The organism is Streptomyces sp. NPDC127197 (assembly GCF_042672405.1).
In the GTDB taxonomy this organism is placed as follows: Bacteria; Actinomycetota; Actinomycetes; order Streptomycetales; family Streptomycetaceae; genus Streptomyces; species Streptomyces flavusporus.
The window spans coordinates 2351-21753 of record NZ_JBHXVG010000028.1; the positions used below are offsets into that span (position 1 = coordinate 2351).

Genomic DNA, 19403 nt, shown 5'->3' on the forward strand with positions numbered 1-19403 from the left:
CCCAACCCCACATTTTATTTTTCGCTGCCCCCGGCCCATTTTTTTGTGGTTGTCCGCCGGTTTGTGTGGGGCCCGGGGGGGTGGGGGGCGCGGGGGGGGGGGGGGGGGCCCCCCCCCCGGCCCCCCCCACCGCGCGAGAGGTCAGCGTGCAGGCCGGACAGGTGCCCGAGGGGCAATGGCCGCGATGGTGGTCAGGCCTTCTTCGACCAGGTGGTGCGGGGACCCTTGCGGGCGAGCCTCCGGGTCATCAGCGTGATGAGTGCCCAGGTCAGGTGGGCTTCCGCATGCTGCGGCAGCCGCTCGTAGTCGCGGACGTTGCGCCGTGCTTTCATGATCCATCCCAGGGTTCGCTCGACCTTCCAGCGGCGGGGCAGGACGACGAGGCCCACCTGAACTGGGCACTCATCACCATGATGACCCGGCGCCTGACCCGCAAAAGCCCCGCTGCCTCATGGGACAAAAAGCGCTCCTGTTAAAGCTCAGCGTCCGCGATCCGCGACAACACGAGCTGGTAGGCGGTCTCGACCGATTCGGCGTCCGCGAAGCCGGGCGTGTCGAGACATTGCCGCGCCAGTGCGAGTAAACCGTCGTTGCGTGCTTGTTCACCTCTCTCCGGCGAGTGACAGAGAGTCCAGAGGTGCATGAGCATCGCGCCGAACACAGCGAGAGGCCCTTGAACAGGACCTTCCCGGTGAGCCCAGCGTGCTGCAATAGCACCGCTCACAGAGGGGACCTGCTCGATTCCGTGCCACAAAGAGTCCGAGGCGGCATAGACCACAGTGCCGACATGAGCGTGAAGGAGAGCGCCGCTACAGAGGAGACATGGCTCAAGCGTGGTGAAGAGAAGGTGATCTTCATACCGGCGCCGGGATGACATCTGAGCCAGTACGTTGATCTCCGCGTGGGCAATGGCTGCCCCAGCAAGCTGCCCCGGTGGGGCAACCGTCTCCTGGCTACGGTTCCGCCCGCTGGCCACCACCTCACCATCAGCGTTGATCAACGCGGCTCCGATGGGCCGACTGCCTGCCCGGAACGCTTCCCACGCCAATTCGAAGGGCAGTCGCCAGATCGCCGGCAGCGCTGCTGTTTCGTCACCAGGCATGCACCGATTCTGCCCGGCCTGAAGGCCCGATGAGAGCCCCGCAGATGATCCACGCGAACGTCTCCACTTAACCGCTCACGTTGAAAAACAGCTACTAAGAGGTCGTTTTCATCGGTGAAGTCTGTTTCATCTCAGATGGCTTCGCCGTCGCGGTGTGACTTCCGAGGCGTCACTGCACCCATGCGGCTGGTGAGATCCCGCGGCAGCCCGAATTGCCAGTCTCACTCCCTGAAGTCCGTCTCGCTCCAAGACATGCCGTATGGGCGATTGCTCTCGCCTCGTCGCGGACGGGCTTGTCGCATGAGAGGCGAGAGTGCAGTACTGAGGTGCGTTAAGTGGCGTAAATCAGGTGAAAACGACCTCTAATGCCCGCGCGGGTGCAGCCGGCCCGGATCGGCCGGCTGCACCCTCCCGTCTGGCCGCTGCCAGTGCCACGCCGGGCGGCGGGCTACGACTCCTTGAGCTCCTTCAGCCGGGCCGCGTAGACCGCGGCCATCCTGGCGTCGGCGGTCGCCGGCTGCTGCTGGCCGTCGAGCGTACAACGAGGAACGGCTCCGCTCCGCCCTCGACCACGTGCCACCCGCCGGGTACGAGGCCGCCTACTGGCGGAGCCAGGAAGCCATCCGCAGTCCGCCTGGGCACTCAGCATCGGGCTCTCCGAATCACAGGCAATTCACCTGTTCCCCGCGCGAGTCAGTACTTCTGCAGCAGGTCCATGGCCACCGCAGCCGGTGTCGGCATGGCGGCTATTTCGCGGCCCAGTTCCGCTGCTGCGGTGCGGTATTCCGGCTTGTCGAGCAGCAGTTCCACTGAGTCACGGATCAGCGCGGGGTCGTCCTGACTGGCCACGTCGTCGAGCGTGATGCCCGCACCGACCGCCTCGAGCCGCTCACCCAACGCGAACTGGTCCGACCACTGCGGCAGTGCCAGCTGTGGCAGGCCGACCGTGGTCGCAGCGAGCATGGTGCCTGACCCGCTGTGGTGCACCATCGCGTCACAACTGTCCATGAACAGGTGCAGCGGGGTGGGCGGCACGAGCCGGACCTCGGACGGCATCGGCCCCAGCTCGTCCCAGTACTCGGGGCTGACGGTGGCGACGACCTCGACGTCCGGCACGCTCGCGCATGCGTGGATCACCCGGCGCACATGCGGCACACCGTTGAGTTGCAGCGTGCGGGTGCCCAGTGTCACCACGACCCGGCGCCTTTGCGGCCGTCCGCGCCACGCCGGCGGTTCACCGTACCCGTTGAACGGCACGTGCCGGATCGGCGTCCCCTTGCTCGTCGACGGCAGCTGCAGTGACGGCGGGCAAGGATCGAGTGTCTCCGTCGGCATCGGCACTTCGTCGAGGCCGAATTCGTCTGCCAGGTCGGCGAGTTCTATACGGGCATCACGCAGGGCGAGGTCGGAGATGGGGTCGACGCCCCAGCGGTGGTGCACCACGGGAATGTCCAGCACGCCCGCGACGAGCAGCGAGGCATACTCCACCTGGTCCGCGACGATCATCTGCGGTCGCCACTCGCGGGCCAGCTCCATGTACTCGTGGATGTTGCGCCGCGCTTGGTCCATCCACACACGCCCGTAGAAACCCATCTCCTCCGGGGCGAACCGGGTGAAGCATTCCAGCGGACGCCGGCCTTCGGTCAGGAAGCCACGCAGGTGCGTGTCCCCGTCGAACATCTCACCGATCGGGGCGCCGACGAGCCCCGCCGAGCGGATCATGGGCATCACGTCGGGTTGCGCGGTGACCAGCACCTCAGCCCCCGCCGCGCGCAGGCCCCAGGCCAGCGGCACGAGCGGGGCGAAGTGCGTGGGCACCGCGGTACTCATCATCAGGACGCGCATCGGTGTTCCTCCGGACTCTCTCGACTAGTCGACGAACGTCGTCTTCGCTTGATGTTCGACCTGGCCGACCAGCCTGGCCAGGTGGACGGTTTCCGCGTGGGAATGGCCGACGGGCTCGCCGGCGACCGCATCGGCGAACCAGCGGATCGTGTTCGCGACCTGGTCGTCCGCGGCCAGTGTGACTTCCTCGTGGCGGCCGTCGCGGGTGATGGTGACGGTGGGCAGGTAGGAGGCTGGTGGCGTGAACACTCGCTCCACCGACAGCATCCCGTCGGTCCCGGCGAACTCGTAGTTCGCCCGGTACGCGTGCTCCATGCCGAACGCGACCTGGACGGCCACCCCGTCCGCGGTGTGCAGCAGCACGTTGCCGCTGAGCACCACCTGGCGAGCCTTGTCCACGCGCAGCACCGCACCGGCGACGTCGAGCTCCGTGCCGAGGAAGTGCAGTGCGGCCCGCAGCGGGTACACCCCGACGTCCAGCAGCGCGCCGCCGCCGACAGCCGGCAGGTAGCGGATGTCGTCCGCCGGTTTCGGCGGGATCGTGAACGCACTCGAGAAACTACGCAGTTCACCCACCGAGCCCAGCAGTTCCTTGATCCTGGCCTGCTGGCTGTGGTGCGGGAACATGAAGTTCTCCACCAGTACCCGATCCGCCGACCGCGCCAGCTCCAGCAACCGCACGGTGGTGGCGTAGTCGGCGCTCAGCGGCTTCTCCGCCAGCACGTGCTTGCCCGCCGCGAGCGCCCGTTCGACCCAGGCCGCGTGCAGCATCGCCGGCAGCGGGATGTACACGGCGTCGACGTCGTCCCTGGCCAGCAGCGTGTCGTAGCCGGTCACTGCGGCGCAGCCGAAGCGGGTCGCGAACGTTACCGCCTTCTGCGGGTCCCTGCTCGCCACCGCGGCCAGTTCGACCCCTTCCACCGCGTCGATGGCGGGAAGGGTGCGCCGCCACGCGATGTCGGCGCAGCCCAGGACGCCGACGCGGATCGGCGCGGTCATCCGAGGAACTCCTTGACCGACGCGATCACGTAGTCGACCATTTCCTCGGTGATCTTCGGGTAGACGCCGATCCACAACGTCCGTTCGGTCACGATGTCGCTGTTGGTCAGCTCACCGACGATCCGGTGGGGTTGCCCGATGTAGGCCGGGTGCCTCGTCAGGTTGCCCGCGAACAGCAGCCGCGTGCCGATCTTGCGGTCCTCCAGGAATCGCACCATCTCGGAGCGGCTGAACGGGGCGTCCTCGGTGATCGTGACGAGAAAGCCGAACCAGCTCGGGTCACTGCGCGGTGTCGCCTCCGGCAGGATCAGGTGCGGCGCGCCGTCCAGCCCTTCCCGCAGCCGGGTCCAGTTTGCCTTGCGCGCCGCGATGAACGAGTCCAGCTTCGCCAGCTGCGACAACCCGAGTGCGGCGTGGAGGTCGTTGCTCTTGAGGTTGTAGCCGATGTGACTGAAGATGTACTTGTGGTCGTAGCCGGCCGGCAGCGTGCCCATCCGGTAGTCGAACCGCTTGAGACACTTGTTGTTCTCGCCTGGCTCGCACCAGCAGTCCCGGCCCCAGTCCCGGACGGACTCGACGATCCGTGCCAGCGTCAGGTTCGACGTCAGCACACAACCGCCTTCCCCCATCGTCAGGTGGTGTGCGGGATAGAAGCTCACGGTGGCCAGATCGCCGAACGTGCCGGTCAGCCGGCCATCGTAGGTGGCCCCTACCGCGTCGCAGTTGTCCTCGATCAGGAAAAGCTCGTGCTCGGCGGCCAGTTCGGCGATCTCAGCGACCTCGAACGGGTTACCGAGAGCGTGCGCGATCATGATGGCCTTGGTCTTCGGCCCGATCGCTGCGGCAACCCGCTCGGCCGTGGTGTTGTACATGCGCAACTCGATGTCCACGAACACCGGGACCATGCCGTTCTGCAGGATCGGGTTCACCGTGGTCGGGAAGCCTGATGCGACCGTGATGACCTCGTCGCCCGGCCGCAACCGCGCCTCGCCGAGTTCGGGTGAGGTCAGCGCGGACAACGCGACGAGGTTCGCCGACGACCCCGAGTTGGTCAGATGTGCCTTGCGCCGCTTGAGCCTGCGGGCGAAGGCCGACTCGAACAGGCGCGACTTGGTACCGGCGGCGATGCGCATGTCCAGCGCCGCCTCGACCAGTGCGACTCGGTCCTCCTCATCCAGCAGCGCGCCGGACGGCCAGATCTCGGTCACGCCGGGCGTGAACTGCGGCGCCTGCGATTCAAGGTCCCGGTGGAACTTGCGGACCCCGTCGAGCACGGTGTCCTTGTGGGTGCTCATGCGGTTGCTCCTCGCCCTACGGACTGGCGCTCAGCCGCGAGCATGTCCGCGAGTGAGTCGTCCAGATTCCGGACCGGCCGCCAGCCCAGCAGTTGACGGGCGCGGGAGATGTCCAACTGCTGCCATGGCATCGGTTCAAGGACGGTGCGGCTGGCCAGTTCGACGATGCGCGAAGGCACACCAGACAGCGCGATCAGCCGGTGCACGAGTTCGCGGACGGACATCGCGGCGCCACCGCTGATGTTGACCACCTGGCCGCTGACGTCCGCGGCGGGCGCGGTCGCCGCGGCCAGTACCGCGTCGACGACATCTCGCACGTCCACGTAGTCGCGCCAACAGGTCAGCGGGGAGAGCGGCAGTTGCTCCTCACCCGCTGCGAGCCACCGGGCCACCATGCCGGGCAGGCTGTCGCCGCCCGCGCCGGGGCCAAAAACGTTCGCCACCCGAAGCACCACGCCGTCCACCCGGTGCTCCCGTGCGGCACGCCGTACCACCTCCGTGCTCTGCCGCTTCGTCAGGCCGTAGAAGGACGTCGGTGGACGCTGATCGTCCTCCGTGGTGGTCACGCCGAACTCGGCCGGTCCGTACTCGTAGCTGCTGCCCAACTGGACGAGCCGAGACCGTCGGCCGGCGAGCACGTCGACCAGCCGGCCGACGAACTCCACGTGCAGCGCCCGCATGGCTTCCTCGGTGGTCCGCCACACGACGGCGGCCGCGTTGACGACGACGTCCGCCCCCGCCAGTGCCTGGCTCAGCCCACGGGTGTCGACATCGGACAGATCGATGGACGTCGAATCGATGTCGTCCGACCACCACGGCGCTCGTGCGCCGGACCGGGACACGCTGAGCACGCTGCAGCCCGCTGCGGAGAACTCCTGGCACACCCGGCTGCCGAGGACACCGCTACCGCCGAGAACCACTACGCGCCTGCTCACCGCGCCACGTCCTGCTTCAGCGGTTTCCACCACTGCGGATGATCCCGGTACCAGGCATAGGTGTCGGAGAGCCCCTTCACGAACGGGACCTGCGGCTCGTAGCCGAGCTGTTCACGGATTTTGGTCTCGTCGATGGCGTAGCGCAGGTCGTGCCCCGGCCGGTCCGCGACGCGCCGGACCATCGACTCGTCCGCGTCGGCCAGGTCGAGCAGCATGCGGGTGATCTCGTTGTTGGTGAACGCGTTGCCGCCGCCGACGTTGTAGATCTCACCGGCCGAACCTTTGGTGAGCACCAACTGGATGGCCCGGCAGTGGTCGGCGACGTGCAGCCATTCGCGGACGTTGCGGCCGTCGCCGTACAACGGCACCGGCACGCCCTCCATCAGGTTGGTGATGAACAGCGGGATCAGTTTCTCAACGTCCTGGTGTGGCCCGTAGTTGTTGGAGCAGCGGGTGATCGACACATCGAGCCCATGCGTGCGAACGAATGACCGGACGATCAGGTCGGCGGCGGCCTTGGACGCGGCGTACGGGGAGTTCGGCAGCAGTGGTGCGGTCTCCGTACTCGTGCCGTGCTCGACGGAGCCGTACACCTCGTCGGTCGACACATGCACCATCCGCTCGACCCCCGCCGTGCGGCATGCGGCGAGCAGCGCGTGCGTGCCGTCGACGTTGGTGCGTACGAAATCGCTTGCGTCGTCGATGGAACGGTCCACATGGGACTCGGCGGCGAAGTGCACCACCGCGTCGTGGCCGGGCAGCAGGTCGAGCAGCAGCGGAACGTCGCAGATGTCCCCCTGTACGAAGTCGAATCGGGGGTGGCTGGCCGGCAGGTTCGCCCGGTTGCCGCCGTGACCGAGCTTGTCGAGGACCGTGATACGGCAGTCCTCCCAGCCCGGGTATCCGCCGGCGAGCATGGTGCGTACGTAGTGCGAGCCGATGAATCCGGCGGCTCCGGTGACCAGCAGCTTCACTTGCGCCACCTACCAGCGGTTGCCGATGGTACGCCGACGAATGAGAGTCTCATGGGAACCGCAGCCGATCCTTTCGCTGTTTGTGGCACCTCGCGGAATCACAGCTTGGGCACCGTGCGCCAGGGCTCGAGGCGCTTGTTTGCAGACGGTGTGGGATGGGGTGGCGCCGTGCGGGCTCGGCCTGCACGGCGCCGGTCGTGTCAGACGAAGGAGAGCGGTGCGGGCAGCGGGAAGACCAGCCTGCCGCCGCGGGCGAGGTAGTCCTGCTCGCGCTCCACGTAGCCGTCGCGGTAAACCCACGGCAGCACCAGCAGCTGGTCGGGCTTCTGCGACAGCGCCTCCTGCTCCGAGACGATGGGGATACGGGTGCCCGGCGTGAAACGGCCCGCCTTGTCCGGGCTGACCTCACCGATGCACGGCAGGTCACCCTCGTCGAGACCGCAGTACTGCAGGACGACATTGCCCTTGGTCGACGCCCCGTACCCCAGCGTCAGCTTGCCTGCCGCCCGCGAATCCGCCAGGAAGCCCCGCAGCTCCGCACGATGCTCTCCCACCCGCGCGGCGAACGCCTCGAACGGCGCCATCGTGTCCAGACCGAGCGCCTCCTCCTGCTTGCGCAGCCGCTCGATCCCCGCCTCGTCGACCGTGTGCCCGGAAGACGACTTCGCCAGCGTCAGACACAGACTGCCGCCGTACACGTCCGTGACCTCGGCACGGATGACGCTCAGGCCCACCCGCTCGGCCATCCACTCGATCGGACGCAGCGCGTAGTATTCCAGGTGCTCGTGGCAGATCACGTCATAGGCCGTGGCCGCCAGCATCGACGGCAGATAGCTCATCTCGAGCATCCACACACCGTCATCGGCCAGGATGTCGTGCACGTCCCGCATGAACTTGAGCGGGTCGGGAAGGTCATAGAACATCGCGATCGACGTCACGACCTTCGCCTTGCGCTCCCCGTACCGGGCACCGAATACCTCCCGCGAGAAGAAATCCGCGATCAGGTCGACGTGCTCGGGATAGTAACGACGCCACTTCTCCCCCGTCGGGTCGATACCGACGAGCGTCGGACCATCGGCCGGGTAATGACGCAGCAGCGTCGAGTCATTGCTTCCGATGTCCACGACGAGGTCACCCGCGTCGAGATCCACCAGCCGCGTCACTGCCTCGACCTTGCCCCCGAGATGGTTGATCATGAACGGCCGGATACCGGAACGGTAACCATAGTTGTCGCCGTACATCAGGGACAGATCGGCCGTGTGCCGCAACTGGACCAGGCCACAGCCCTCCGGCGAGCACCTGACGAGCTCCAGCGGCGCCACCGGCACCTCTTCATCCCGGTCACGGGGAAATATCCCCGTCAACGCCTGCGAACCCAGGTCGAGCACGGGGAGCAGGGAACGGTTACCGCACACGCGGCACTCAGCAATCGCCATCTACTTCTCCAACTGGTGCGTAAGAAATCGCCGGCATCATCAAGGGGATGGTTTTTCCGGTGACCGCCAAGAAAAGCCGCAGCACCCCGGTCCGCAGCGGAACTCCGGTCACCACGCCACGGCACCGGTCGTCATGCACGACAGAAGCGTGCGCGCCTGCACATTGACGTAGTGGCCGTGCCGGCCGAGCGCTGCCAGTTGTCCTGGTGTCAGCCAGCAGTAGCCCGGCGGAAGTTCCCCATGTATGGGTGTCTCCGGCTCCACGATCTGATAGCGCGACTGCGCGTTGAGGAACCGGCCGCCCTCCTCGGAATGTATCGCCTCGTACCGCACTCGCTCCGGCTTGGTCTCCAGGACCATGTCCAAGAAGGGCGGCCGGTCGGTGCCACCGGGTTGCCGGTGGTTGTCCGGTATGCATTGAACGGTCGGGCCGAGTTCCACGGTGTCGAGGAATCCGCCTTCCACCCGGGCGTGCGCCAGGAGATGCGGTACTCCGTCGAACCGCTGGGTGACGAAGGCGACCAGCCCCTGCCCGGTCGGCTCGAAAAGCGGCTGCGTCCAGCTGCTGACCTCGCGGCTGCCGGCCTCGACGCCGACCGAGACGACTTCGAAGTAGCGGCCGTCCGGCCGCCGGATCGACCACTCGTCCCGCTCCCAGCCAGCCACCTCGTTCAGGGGCACACACGTCATCCGCGTCTCGTGCCGTGCCCGCTCACCGGTGAACCAGGACATCAGCATGGCGTCCGACAGTCGCGCCGACGTCTCGGGGAAGGCGACAGGTGCGCAGGCCAGGACCGTACGGGCATCCATGTTGACCAGGTCGTCGAAGTGCAGCAACTCACCGATCTGGCCGAGCGTCAGCCAGATGAAGTCCGCGTCCTGCGGAACCTCTTCATCGGTCTCGACGATCATGTTCCGGTTGGACTTGTGGAAGAACCAGGACCCGTGCTCGGACTGCAGCACGTCTGCCAGCACCCGGCCCCGGCCGGGGCGGGTGAAGTAGTCGATGTACTTCACCGCAGCGCCGCGGTGCACCTTGGTGTAGTTCGAGCGGGTCGCCTGCACGGTGGGGGAGAGCTGGAGCAGATTGGGGTTGCCCGGCTCCATCTTCGCCTGCATCAGGAAGTGCAGGACCCCGTCGAACTCCTTGGCCAGGATGCCGAGGATGCCCACTTCCGGCTGCCTGATGATGGGCTGCATCCAGCGTGTGGCCGGATCCCCGTCGATCTCCGCGCGCAGTCCCTCGACGGTGAAGAAGCGTGCGCTGTCGTGGGCGAGTTTGCCGGTGCCCGGCTGGAAGGACCAGCCCTCCAGGTCGGCGAACGGGATCCGCGTGACGGCGAAACGGTGTGCGGCGCGGCGCTCGGCCAGCCAGCCCGGCACCTCGGCGGTGCGCGGCCCCGCGCCGGAGGTCCGCTCGGCGGCGGACCTGGCGAGCCGGCCGGACAGGGCGGTGTCCTCGCGCGGGTGCAGAGACATCGTCATCGATAGCTCCTCGTGAACTCCCTGATCGACGCGATGACGTAATCGATCATCTCGTCGGTCAGGCCGGGGTAGACCCCGACCCAGAAGGTCTGTTCGGTGATCAAGTCGCTGTTGCTGAGGTCACCGACCACCCGATGCGGGCGCCCCACCCAGGCCGGCTGCCGGGTCAGATTGCCCGCGAAAAGCTGGCGAGTGCCGATCTTCCTGCTCTCCAAGAAGTCCACCAGCGCCGCCCGGCCGAACGGTGCCTTCGGGTCGACGGTGATGATGAAGCCGAACCAGCTCGGTTCGCTGCGCGGTGTCGGCTCGGGCAGCCACAGGAACGGCACGTCGTCCAGGCCCTCGCGAAGCCGCTGCCAGTTGCGCCTGCGGGCGGCCACGAAGCTGTCCAGTTTGTCCAGCTGGGACAGTCCGAGCGCGGCCTGCAGATCGGTCGTCTTCAGGTTGTAACCGATGTGAGAGAACGTGTACTTGTGATCATAGCCGTGCGGCAGATTGCCCATCTGGTGGGCGAACCGCTTGAGGCAGGTGTTGTTCTCACCCGGCTCGCACCAACAGTCGCGGCCCCAGTCGCGCAGCGACTCCACTGCCCGGGCGAGCTTCAGGTCCGACGTCACGACGATGCCTCCCTCACCCATCGTCAGATGGTGGGCGGGGTAGAAGCTCACCGTTGCGAGATCACCGAAGGTACCCGTCAGGCGTCCGTCGTAGGTGGCGCCCACCGCATCGCAGTTGTCCTCGACGAAGGCCAGGCCGTGCTCCTTGGCTAGGTCGTCGATCTCGCCGACCTCGAAGGGGTTGCCCAGCGCGTGGGCGATCATGATCGCCCTGGTCTTGGGACCGATCGCTGCCGCGACCCGCTCCGCGGTGGTGTTGTAGATCGGGAGCTCGACGTCCACGAAGACGGGAACCAACCCGTTCTGCACGATCGGGTTCACCGTGGTCGGGAAGCCCGCCGCGACCGTGATCACCTCGTCGCCCGGCTGCAGCGCGCGGTCACCGCGCACAGGTGAGGTCAGAGCGGTCAGCGCCAACAGGTTGGCGGACGAACCGGAGTTGGTCAGGTGCGCCTTACGCCGACCGAGCAGCCTGGCGAAGCGGGACTCGAACATCCGCGACCGCTGGCCTACTGCGATCCGCAGGTCGAGTGCGGCCTCCACCAGGGCGGCCCGGTCGTCGGCGTCGAGCACTGCACCGGACGGCCAGATCTCGGTAACGCCGGGGATGAAGCCGGTGTCGGCCTGCTGGTCCGCGTGGTACTTGCGGACCTCATCGAGAACCAGGGCCTTGCGGTCGCTCATGAGGGGCCTCCGCCTCCGGTGGTGTCGGTCGCCTCGACGGTGGTGCGGCAGCCGTCCACCGTCTTCCACCACCCAGGGTTGTCCCTGTACCAGGCGACGGTCTCGGCCAGTCCCTGGTCGAACGAAACGCGCGGGCTGTACCCCAGCTGCTCGCGGATCTTGCTGTCGTCGAGTGCGTAGCGCAGGTCGTGGCCCTTGCGGTCGGCGACATACCGGATCATCGAGCGATCCGATCCGCACAACGCCAGCAGTCGTTCGGTGAGCTCCAGATTGGTGTGGCCCGTACCGCCCCCGACGTTGTAGACCTCTCCCGCCCCGCCCGAGGTGAGTACCGCCTGCACGGCCCGACAATGGTCGTCCACGTGCAGCCACTCGCGTACGTTGTGTCCGTCGCCGTAGAGCGGAACGGGCTTTCCCTCCATAAGGTTCGTCACGAAAAGCGGAATCAACTTCTCGGGGAACTGGTAAGGCCCGTAGTTGTTGGAGCAGCGGGTGATGGACACATCCAGCCCGTGGGTGCGCCAGTACGCGCGAGCGATCAGGTCGGAACTCGCCTTGGACGCCGCATAGGGCGAGTTGGGCATCAGCGGAGCATCCTCGGTCCATGATCCGTCGTCGGTCGAGCCATACACCTCGTCGGTCGAGACGTGAACGAACCGGGATATGCCGCGGCGCAGAGACGCCTCCAAGAGGCTCTGGGTGCCGTTGACATTGGTCCTTACGAACTCCGCAGCGAAGCGCACCGAGCGGTCCACGTGCGATTCCGCAGCGAAATGCACCACCGCATCATGGCCCGGCAACAGGTCGAGGAGCAGTGGGAGGTCGCAGATGTCACCCTGCACGAAGTCCATCCGGGGATGGTCGGTCGGCAAGTTGTCCCTGCGGCCGGCGTAATTCAGGACATCGAGCACGGTGACCTGGGCCTGTTCGTAGCCGGGGTACTCGCCGGCGAGCAGTGCTCGTACGTAATGCGAGCCGATGAAGCCGGCACCGCCCGTTACCAGGAGTTTCATCAGGCAGCGACCTCGATCCGCGTGGGGGTACCGATGCCATGGGCGGGCCCGTCGGCGATCGGGACCCCCGACCCGCCTGACAACACCAGAGCTTTCACTTTCTCTCCTTGGGTTCGGACGGGTTCTCCCGCAACAGCTGCCGGCGCGGACCTTCGACGGAGCGTTTGGTGCGCCGGTGCGCGGCCGGCCCGAACAGGCCGACGACCGGGCACATCGCGCCCGGTCGCGTCACACGGAATGCAGGCCGGCCTTGGCGTACAAGGTATCGGGAGCGGGTTATCAGGCCTCGTGTACGGGTCGGGCCGCACTTGAGCTGCCGCGGAACTGGTCGCCCGAGGCGCGCGTACGGAGTTCAACCGCGGTGTTTCCGAGGTTGAACACCCTGTTCCACAGGCTCCGGAGACGGGGCCCGACGGTCCTGCGGCGCTATCGGCGCCTGGACAATCATCGGCATCACTTACAAAGTGAACAAGCACCACGCGTGGCCGTGCCCGGATCAGCGAAATCTAAATTCCGGGGGCAGGTACAGTGACCCTTCTGCCCATATCTGCCGTGCAGGAGATGTGAGGTGGCAGCGTCGAGGGAGATCAGGACGCCTCGACTCGGGAATGTTTTCATGGTCGACAAGGATTGTGGGGGAAAATGCAGGTAAGAGTCCTGGGTGCGCTGGAAGCCGAAATAAACGGAAAGTCCATCGTTCCAACCGCCAGAAAACCGCGTCAGGTCCTCGCCTTGCTGGCTCTGCATCCCGGTCGGGTGGTGCCGGTGCCCACCTTGATGGAGGAGCTCTGGGGGACCGATTTGCCGCAGAGTTCGCTGACCACACTGCAGACCTACATCTTGCAGCTGCGCCGCTTGATCGCCAAGGCGCTGGGCCCGGAGCACGCCAAAACCGTCAAAAATATACTCGCCACTCGCTACGACGGCTACATGCTCAGGATCCCCGCCGCCGCCGTCGACGTCTACCCGTACGAGCGCCTGGTCGCGGAGGGCCGCCAGGCCTTCGACCGCGGCGAGGACCAACGCGCGTCCCAGTGCCTGAGCGAAGCACTCGGCATTTGGGAAGGCGCTGCACTCGTCGACGTGCATGCGGGACCGATCCTGCAGATAGAGGTGATGCGGCTGGAGGAGGGCCGCCTTGTCGCCCGCGAGAGGCGGATCGACGCCGAACTGAGGCTGGGCCGGCATGTCGAGTTGCTCGCCGAGCTGGCCGATCTCATCGCACGCCACCCGCGCAACGAGGGGCTGCACTCGCAGGCGATGGTGGCCCTCTACCGGTCGGGGCGGCAGGCCTCTGCGCTCGACGTCTACCGCAGGCTGCGGCAGCGGCTGATCACTGAGCTCGGGGTGGAGCCCTCACCGCAATTGCAGCGTATGCACCAGGCAATGCTCGCAGTGGACCCCCGGCTCGACGTCATCGCCGGACCTCGGCGGACCTCGACCTTCGACCTGTACGCGGCATGAGTACGACCTGACTTCGGCGCCCTTGATCGTCCGGCTTCTGAAGACGGCACCGTTGTGGCTGCCCGCGGGCAGCCACTCGGCGGACCTCGCGGTAGGTCATGCGTCATGGTGCCGGGCAGTGCACCGCAATGCAGTCCGATGCTCCTCGATGAGCCGCTGTGGTGCTCGGCGCCGTGCCGATGTGCGGTTCGACCGCCGCTCCAGCGACGCTGCGGCTCTGGTCGAGACCGCCACGTGAGAATCGGAGGCATCCGGTCGCCGACTGAGGCGAGACGACTCAAAAGGGGGCGGTGCCCGTGGAAGACGTTGTGAAACAAACCACAGCCCCGCAGGTGCTGTCCGGACGGGCCCAGCGGATCGCCGACCGGACCCGCAGTGAGAGCTGGAAGAAGCCGCCGCGCCGCATCGAGACCTCCGAGTGCATCACCTGCGACACCTGCCTGCGCAGCTGCCCGGCAGAGTTCGGAGCCATCTTCGACATCGGGCTGGATGTCGTGATCATCCCCGAGCTGTGCTCGGGTTGCCCGGCGTGCGTCCTGGAATGCCCCGTCGACTGCATCTACGTCGACGAGAACTGGACGCCGACCGAGGAATCCGTGTGGAACCACATTGAACTCACCACCGAAGGTGCCTGATGTCCGCTCCTGCCGACCGTGGCGAGTCCCGCCGCGCAGCCAACGCTCGTAAGCGGATCAGCCGACGCCCGAGCAGGCTCGGCAGTCCTGCTGGCGCGACCACCACCCCCGACCGCGTAGGGCGGTCCGACGCCGGGTTCCCCGGCCTGCTCGGACGGGTCTGGCACCGTGCCGAACAAGCCGGTGACCTGCGCGCCGCGGTGGAGATCCTGCTGACGCTGGACGGACATGTGCCGGCCGACGTCCAGCTGCGGGCGATGAGCCACAGCGACGAGGCCGCTCTCAAGGCGCTCTTCGGCCTGACCTGGCGCGATGAGGACCAGCCGGCCGCCTCCAGTCCGGCCGCGCCGGGCGATGACGACGAAGGGGACGAGGAACTGGCCTTCCTCGGCGAGATAGCCCTGAGCACCAGCGGCCGTATCGTGCTGCGCGGTCCCTCCCAGGCGCCCCTCGACCGCGATCGCCTGGCCGGGGGCGTGCTGCGCGTGCCCTGGTCGCAGCGGGCCCTGCATCTCTACCAGCAGGAACTGTCGCGTGCCGTCGACCGCCAGGCCGAGTCCGTCGCCGACTGCCGTCGATGGCTGGCCGGTCAGGGTGCCAAGGGCCGCGACGAGCTGCTGGAGCAGGCCAAGGAAGCGGCACAGCGCACCGCGCCGTTCGTGCTGTACCAGGAGAACAACCAGTACACGAACTTCCGCGACCAGAACACGCTCACCGGCAAGACCCTGTGGCCCGGACACCCCGACTGCACCCTCAGCAGCCTGCACGGGGTGCCGCTGGAGCTGTGGTCCGACAGCGACGTGCAGCTCGTGGTATGCCTGTCACTGCTGATCGCCTCGTCCGGCTTCGGCCGTGTGGAGGAGGCGAACGGCACGCAGATCACCACCGACCACGTAGCGTTCATGCTCGAACGCATCCGCCGCGACTACAACGCGATCCTGCCTGCTCCCGGCATCGCGCCCGCCGCCTCCCACCGTGTGGCCGACCTTGCCATCCTGGCCGACGACCTGCGCGAGCGACGGGCCGAGGTCGGCAAGAGCGCCCAGCTCTACCGCGAGATCCACGGCGCGCTGATGCACAAGATCGAACGAGTCGCCGGGACCGTCGCCGGACCCGCCCTGGAGGCGGAGGCGGCAATTTGCCGGGACCTGCGAGCCCGTCTGCCGCTGACCGGCACCACGCTGGCCGAACTCGGCGACGAGGTCGTCGGCGACCTTGCCTGGTTGGCCAAGCCGCACGGCGACTACGGCACCGGCCTCGAGTCGCTCGTGTATCACACGGTCGCCGCCGTCGCCTCCGCGTTGCGCGCCGACTTCGCCATGAGCCGTGGCATGCGTTCCCTGCCCGCTTTGATCGCGGCGATGCGGGACGAGCAGTGGGAGCAGATCTGCGCGTGGGACCTCACTCACTACTTCTGCTGTGTCGTACCCCTGCCGGACGCCGGCCGGCACTTCGGGGATTCCCTCAGCGCCGTCGCCGACACCGCCTGGGCCATGTCCTCGCGCATGCAGTACAACTCCTGGCACTTCGTGCCCGGGAACCTGCCCCGCACCCGCGCAGTCGTCGAACGCGACCACTTCGTGCCCCCCACCATCCCTGACATCTCCCTCTACTCCGACCAGCATCACCACGGGCACGTCAACAACAAGGTCCGTTTCTCCATCCGGTCCCCGCAAGCGGTCACCGTCGACGGGCGGCTCTTCAACGGATTCATCGACCTGCGGCTGTTGCGGTGCGAGGGCCCGCCCTTCACCGAGCAGGACCTGCTGGCAGCGCACCGTGTCTCGCGCCTTGTCGCCGCGGCCACCGGTGCGGCCGCCGAACTGGCCGCAGCCGGGGAGCACTTCGAGGTCACCGCCTTCGACTCGCCCTGGCACTGGAGGCAGGTCACCGGCACCGAGCCCGGCACCGCCGGCAAGAGCGTCCCCCCCACGGGACACCCGGGGCGGGCCCATCGTGCGCCTTGACCCCGGCCACGGAATCGCCGCCACCCGGCGGCGGTGGCTCGCCACCGGACTGACGGTGACCGAGCACGTTCAGGCCACTCTGACCGCTGTCAGAGAGCACGACTCGCTGGGCGCCTTCGTCGCCGTTGCCGGCGACGAAGCCCTGGCCGCCGCGGAGAAGGCCGACGCCCGTATCCGGGAGATGGGGGCCGATGCGTGGCGGGACATGCCGCTCCTGGGCGTCACCGTCTCGGTGAAGGATCTGCTGCAGACGCAGGATCTTCCCACCCGGCGCGGATCCCTGCTGCGCAACGACCGTGCCCCCCGCGACGCGCCGGCCGTGGCCCGGCTGCGCGCCGCCGGCGCCGTGATCGTCGGCAAGACCACCACGTCCGAGTACGGCTGGAGCGCCTCCACCGTCAGCCGCGTCGGCCCGTCCACCCGCAACCCCTACGATCACGCCCTGACCGCCGGCGGCTCCACCGGGGGCGGGGCGGCGGCCGTTGCCACGGGGCTGTGCCAGGTGTCGCTGGGCACCGACGGGGCGGGCTCCATCCGCATCCCGGCCGCGTTCTGCGGTGTCGTCGGCTACAAACCCAGCTATGGGCGGCTGCCCTACTCGCCCAACAGCATCGACCGGCTCGCCCACCAGGGGCCATTGGCGCGGACCGTCGCCGACGCCGCCCTGCTCGCCCAAGTGGCCGCCGGTCCGCATGTCGACGACCCGGATTCGGCACTGGTCTCCGTGGACCAGGCCCGCGATCGGCGCAGGCTGCGCGTGGGCTGGATCCACTACGACGGCACCAGCCCGCAGATCGCCGAAGTCACCGACCAGGCCCGCGAGGCCTTGGTCGCCCTGGGACATCGGGTCGAATCCATCCCGGCGCCGTACAACGATCCCTACCCGGCGCTGATCGACATCCTCGCCGCGGCGGAGGCCGCCGACACCCTGCCCTGGGCCGAGCAGTGGTGCGATCCGGGCCGTCTGGAGATCGTCCGTTACGGGCGCACGCTGAGCGGTGAGGCCGTCATGCGGGCCGAGGGTGTTCGCCAGACGCTGCGGGGCCGGCTGCGCGCGGTCATGGATCACTACGACCTTCTGGCCATGGCCACCGTACCCATCGAGCCCCTGCAAGCCGATGCCATAGCGCCCGACTGGGCCGCCGACCCACGCGACCTGCAATGGCTGTCCTGGGCGCCGGCGGCCTACCCGTTCAATATGACCGGCCAGCCCGCGGTGTCCCTCCCCGCGGGGCTGACACGGTCCGGCCTGCCGGCCGCCGTACAGCTCGTCGGCCCGGTCGGCGCCGACGCACTCGTCCTGGCCGCCGCCCAGCAGCTGGAGAACGAACTGGGCGGGCCGCCCCGCCCGCCCGCGACCACCGCTATCCCTTCCCCTGGCGAAAGGACGCCCTGAACCATGCGCATCCGGTCCTGGACCTCCTTGTCCGAGCAAGGCAGTGTCGGGCGTCCCTCCTTCGTCGCCGACCACGGCCTGTGGGACGACGCCCGGCTTGCCGCTGCCGAACGCATCGAGGCCGAACTGGCACGGGTCGACCTGGTACGGCTGGTGTACGGCGACCCTCACGGCCTGGCCCGCTCCAAGACCCTCACTGCCGACGCCTTCCGCTCCGTGCTGCGCAACGGCATGAACTTCAGCCCCGGCCCGTTCCTCTTCGACACGGGCCATGCGGTCGCCGTGGACTTCCTGGGCGACGACCCCGGTGTCGGCGTCGACGAGATCACCGGCGCGGGCAACTTCGTCGCCGTACCCGACCCGCTCACCTTCCAGATCCTGCCGGACCGTGCGCCGCGCACCGCATGGGTCATCGCGGACGAGTACCTGCGTGACGGCACTCCGCACCCGCTGTCCTCGCGCGACGTGCTGCGCCGTGTCCTGGCGGAGTACGACAGCCGCGGCCTGGCTCCCGCGGTGGGACTGGAGGTCGAGTGGTACCTCACCCGCCGTCTCGACGACGAACCCGGCAACGCCGGCAACGGCTTCGGCCTGCAGGGCCAGGCCCCCCGCGTCACCGCCGTCAACGCCGGCTACCAGTTCAATCTGGACGCCCACTACGACACCATCGCCCCCCTTACGGACCCCCTGGCCCTGCATCTGCTCGAGCTCGGCCTGCCGCTGCGTTCCATGGAGCACGAGTCCGGTCCTGGCCAGGTCGAGACCACCTTCAGCCCCATGACCGCCATGGACGCCGCCGATGCGATGCTGCTGTTCCGCACGGTCACCAAACAGTTCTGTGCTCAGCGTGGCCACCATGCGTCCTTCATGGCTCAGCCGGCCGTCGACAGCGCGGACCCCAGCGGCTGGCACCTGAACCAGTCGGTCATCGAAGTGGCCACGGGCCGCAACCTGTTCGAAGCCGAGGGGCCGTCAGGCAGCATGTCTCCCGAGGGGAAGGCGTACGCGGACGGTCTGCTGGACTGGGCACGCGACCTGTTCGTGCTGTCGGTGCCTACCGTCAACGGCTATCGCCGGCTGGCCGCCCACCACACCCTGGCCCCCACGCGCATCGGCTGGCGGGTGGAGGACCGCAGCGCGATGCTGCGGGTGGTCGGCACCGGGGCCGGCGCGCATATCGAGAACCGTATGGGCGAGCCGTGTGCCAACCCGTACCTGAACATCGCCGCCCAGCTCTTCGCCGGTCTCGACGGTCTGGCCTCCGGCACCCCCGCCGGCGTCCCCGCGCCCGGTGACCAGCTGGTGCCGCAGTCGCTGCGCGAGTCTCTGGACGCCTTCCGGGCCGGTCGCGCCGCCGAACTGCTCGGTGAGCCACTGACGGCTTGCCTGACCAAGCTCAAGGAGAGCGAGCTGCATCGCTTCGAGGCCTGGTGCGCGCAGAACCCTCCCCTGCCGGACCGGCCGACGCAGTGGGAGCAGCGCGAATACTTCGGCGCGTACTGACCTGCGGCCTGGCCCGTCACGATGCCGCCCCGACAACCCCACGGACGAAAGCA

The 19403-nt window shown here is 67.8% G+C and carries 15 protein-coding genes and 1 pseudogene; 5 read left to right on the forward strand and 11 right to left on the reverse strand.

The features are described from left to right. Positions 1 to 197 precede the first annotated feature (197 nt). From ACFVJQ_RS32870 to rfbB (ACFVJQ_RS32920), 11 genes and pseudogenes are all read right to left on the reverse strand, one after another. Positions 198 to 386: pseudogene (locus ACFVJQ_RS32870) on the reverse strand (IS5/IS1182 family transposase); the annotation flags it as partial. Positions 387 to 472: 86 nt separating this feature from the next. Then, positions 473 to 1102: a nucleoside deaminase gene (locus tag ACFVJQ_RS32875; protein ID WP_385789252.1), complete on the reverse strand. Its 630-nt coding sequence runs from the start codon at positions 1100 to 1102 to the stop codon at positions 473 to 475. Between the two features lie 693 nt (positions 1103 to 1795). Then, complete coding sequence (locus ACFVJQ_RS32880) at positions 1796 to 2947, reverse strand: nucleotide disphospho-sugar-binding domain-containing protein (protein ID WP_385514486.1); 1152 nt, start codon at positions 2945 to 2947, stop codon at positions 1796 to 1798. A 24-nt stretch (positions 2948 to 2971) separates the two neighbouring features. Continuing rightward, on the reverse strand, positions 2972 to 3946 hold the full coding sequence (locus ACFVJQ_RS32885; RefSeq protein ID WP_385789254.1) for a Gfo/Idh/MocA family protein: 975 nt from the start codon (positions 3944 to 3946) through the stop codon (positions 2972 to 2974). After that, a complete protein-coding gene (gene rfbH / locus ACFVJQ_RS32890; RefSeq protein WP_385789255.1) occupies positions 3943 to 5241 on the reverse strand; it encodes a lipopolysaccharide biosynthesis protein RfbH in 1299 nt (432 codons plus the stop codon). The genes ACFVJQ_RS32885 and rfbH (ACFVJQ_RS32890) overlap by 4 nt, the downstream gene beginning before the upstream one ends. Beyond that, positions 5238 to 6176 carry an NAD-dependent epimerase/dehydratase family protein gene (locus ACFVJQ_RS32895; RefSeq protein ID WP_385789257.1) on the reverse strand — a complete coding sequence of 313 codons (939 nt, stop codon included), beginning with the start codon at positions 6174 to 6176 and terminating at the stop codon, positions 5238 to 5240. Before ACFVJQ_RS32895 ends, rfbH (ACFVJQ_RS32890) begins: the two co-directional genes overlap by 4 nt. Continuing rightward, positions 6173 to 7150 carry a dTDP-glucose 4,6-dehydratase gene (rfbB, locus tag ACFVJQ_RS32900; RefSeq protein WP_385514482.1) on the reverse strand — a complete coding sequence of 326 codons (978 nt, stop codon included), beginning with the start codon at positions 7148 to 7150 and terminating at the stop codon, positions 6173 to 6175. The genes ACFVJQ_RS32895 and rfbB (ACFVJQ_RS32900) overlap by 4 nt, the downstream gene beginning before the upstream one ends. 200 nt (positions 7151 to 7350) lie before the next feature. Next, positions 7351 to 8586, reverse strand: coding sequence for a class I SAM-dependent methyltransferase (locus tag ACFVJQ_RS32905; RefSeq protein ID WP_385514481.1), 1236 nt, complete (start codon positions 8584 to 8586; stop codon positions 7351 to 7353). Between the two features lie 108 nt (positions 8587 to 8694). Beyond that, on the reverse strand, positions 8695 to 10071 hold the full coding sequence (locus ACFVJQ_RS32910; RefSeq protein WP_385514480.1) for an NDP-hexose 2,3-dehydratase family protein: 1377 nt from the start codon (positions 10069 to 10071) through the stop codon (positions 8695 to 8697). Then, positions 10068 to 11372, reverse strand: a complete 1305-nt coding sequence (gene rfbH / locus ACFVJQ_RS32915; protein WP_385514479.1) for a lipopolysaccharide biosynthesis protein RfbH — start codon at positions 11370 to 11372, stop codon at positions 10068 to 10070. Before rfbH (ACFVJQ_RS32915) ends, ACFVJQ_RS32910 begins: the two co-directional genes overlap by 4 nt. Then, positions 11369 to 12385 carry a dTDP-glucose 4,6-dehydratase gene (gene rfbB / locus ACFVJQ_RS32920; RefSeq protein WP_385514478.1) on the reverse strand — a complete coding sequence of 339 codons (1017 nt, stop codon included), beginning with the start codon at positions 12383 to 12385 and terminating at the stop codon, positions 11369 to 11371. The genes rfbH (ACFVJQ_RS32915) and rfbB (ACFVJQ_RS32920) overlap by 4 nt, the downstream gene beginning before the upstream one ends. A 642-nt stretch (positions 12386 to 13027) precedes the next feature. Between rfbB (ACFVJQ_RS32920) and ACFVJQ_RS32925 the strand changes: the two genes are divergently transcribed. The 5 genes from ACFVJQ_RS32925 (at position 13028) to ACFVJQ_RS32945 (ending at position 19350) form a co-directional block, all read left to right on the forward strand. Then, complete coding sequence (locus ACFVJQ_RS32925; protein WP_385514477.1) at positions 13028 to 13849, forward strand: BTAD domain-containing putative transcriptional regulator; 822 nt, start codon at positions 13028 to 13030, stop codon at positions 13847 to 13849. Positions 13850 to 14157: 308 nt separating this feature from the next. Further along, positions 14158 to 14484, forward strand: a complete 327-nt coding sequence (locus ACFVJQ_RS32930) for a 4Fe-4S ferredoxin (protein ID WP_385514476.1) — start codon at positions 14158 to 14160, stop codon at positions 14482 to 14484. After that, complete coding sequence (locus tag ACFVJQ_RS32935) at positions 14484 to 16451, forward strand: hypothetical protein (protein WP_385789261.1); 1968 nt, start codon at positions 14484 to 14486, stop codon at positions 16449 to 16451. Before ACFVJQ_RS32930 ends, ACFVJQ_RS32935 begins: the two co-directional genes overlap by 1 nt. Beyond that, the gene (locus ACFVJQ_RS32940; RefSeq protein ID WP_385514474.1) at positions 16441 to 17847 is read left to right on the forward strand and encodes an amidase; all 1407 of its coding nucleotides are present in this window, start codon (positions 16441 to 16443) and stop codon (positions 17845 to 17847) included. Before ACFVJQ_RS32935 ends, ACFVJQ_RS32940 begins: the two co-directional genes overlap by 11 nt. 3 nt (positions 17848 to 17850) lie before the next feature. Continuing rightward, entirely contained in the window at positions 17851 to 19350 is a 1500-nt protein-coding gene (locus tag ACFVJQ_RS32945; protein ID WP_385789263.1) for a glutamine synthetase, read from the forward strand. The last annotated feature ends 53 nt before the right edge of the window (positions 19351 to 19403 follow it).

Bases quoted from the DNA above. Each gene is read 5' to 3' on its own strand.
- ACFVJQ_RS32875 (WP_385789252.1), bottom strand. From the start codon at position 1,102: ATGCCTGGTGACGAAACAGCAGCGCTGCCGGCGATCTGGCGACTGCCC.
- ACFVJQ_RS32880 (WP_385514486.1), bottom strand. From the start codon at position 2,947: ATGCGCGTCCTGATGATGAGTACCGCGGTGCCCACGCACTTCGCCCCG.
- ACFVJQ_RS32885 (WP_385789254.1), bottom strand. From the start codon at position 3,946: ATGACCGCGCCGATCCGCGTCGGCGTCCTGGGCTGCGCCGACATCGCG.
- rfbH (WP_385789255.1), bottom strand. From the start codon at position 5,241: ATGAGCACCCACAAGGACACCGTGCTCGACGGGGTCCGCAAGTTCCAC.
- ACFVJQ_RS32905 (WP_385514481.1), bottom strand. From the start codon at position 8,586: ATGGCGATTGCTGAGTGCCGCGTGTGCGGTAACCGTTCCCTGCTCCCC.
- ACFVJQ_RS32910 (WP_385514480.1), bottom strand. From the start codon at position 10,071: ATGACGATGTCTCTGCACCCGCGCGAGGACACCGCCCTGTCCGGCCGG.
- rfbH (WP_385514479.1), bottom strand. From the start codon at position 11,372: ATGAGCGACCGCAAGGCCCTGGTTCTCGATGAGGTCCGCAAGTACCAC.
- rfbB (WP_385514478.1), bottom strand. From the start codon at position 12,385: ATGAAACTCCTGGTAACGGGCGGTGCCGGCTTCATCGGCTCGCATTAC.
- ACFVJQ_RS32925 (WP_385514477.1), top strand. From the start codon at position 13,028: ATGCAGGTAAGAGTCCTGGGTGCGCTGGAAGCCGAAATAAACGGAAAG.
- ACFVJQ_RS32935 (WP_385789261.1), top strand. From the start codon at position 14,484: ATGTCCGCTCCTGCCGACCGTGGCGAGTCCCGCCGCGCAGCCAACGCT.
- ACFVJQ_RS32945 (WP_385789263.1), top strand. From the start codon at position 17,851: ATGCGCATCCGGTCCTGGACCTCCTTGTCCGAGCAAGGCAGTGTCGGG.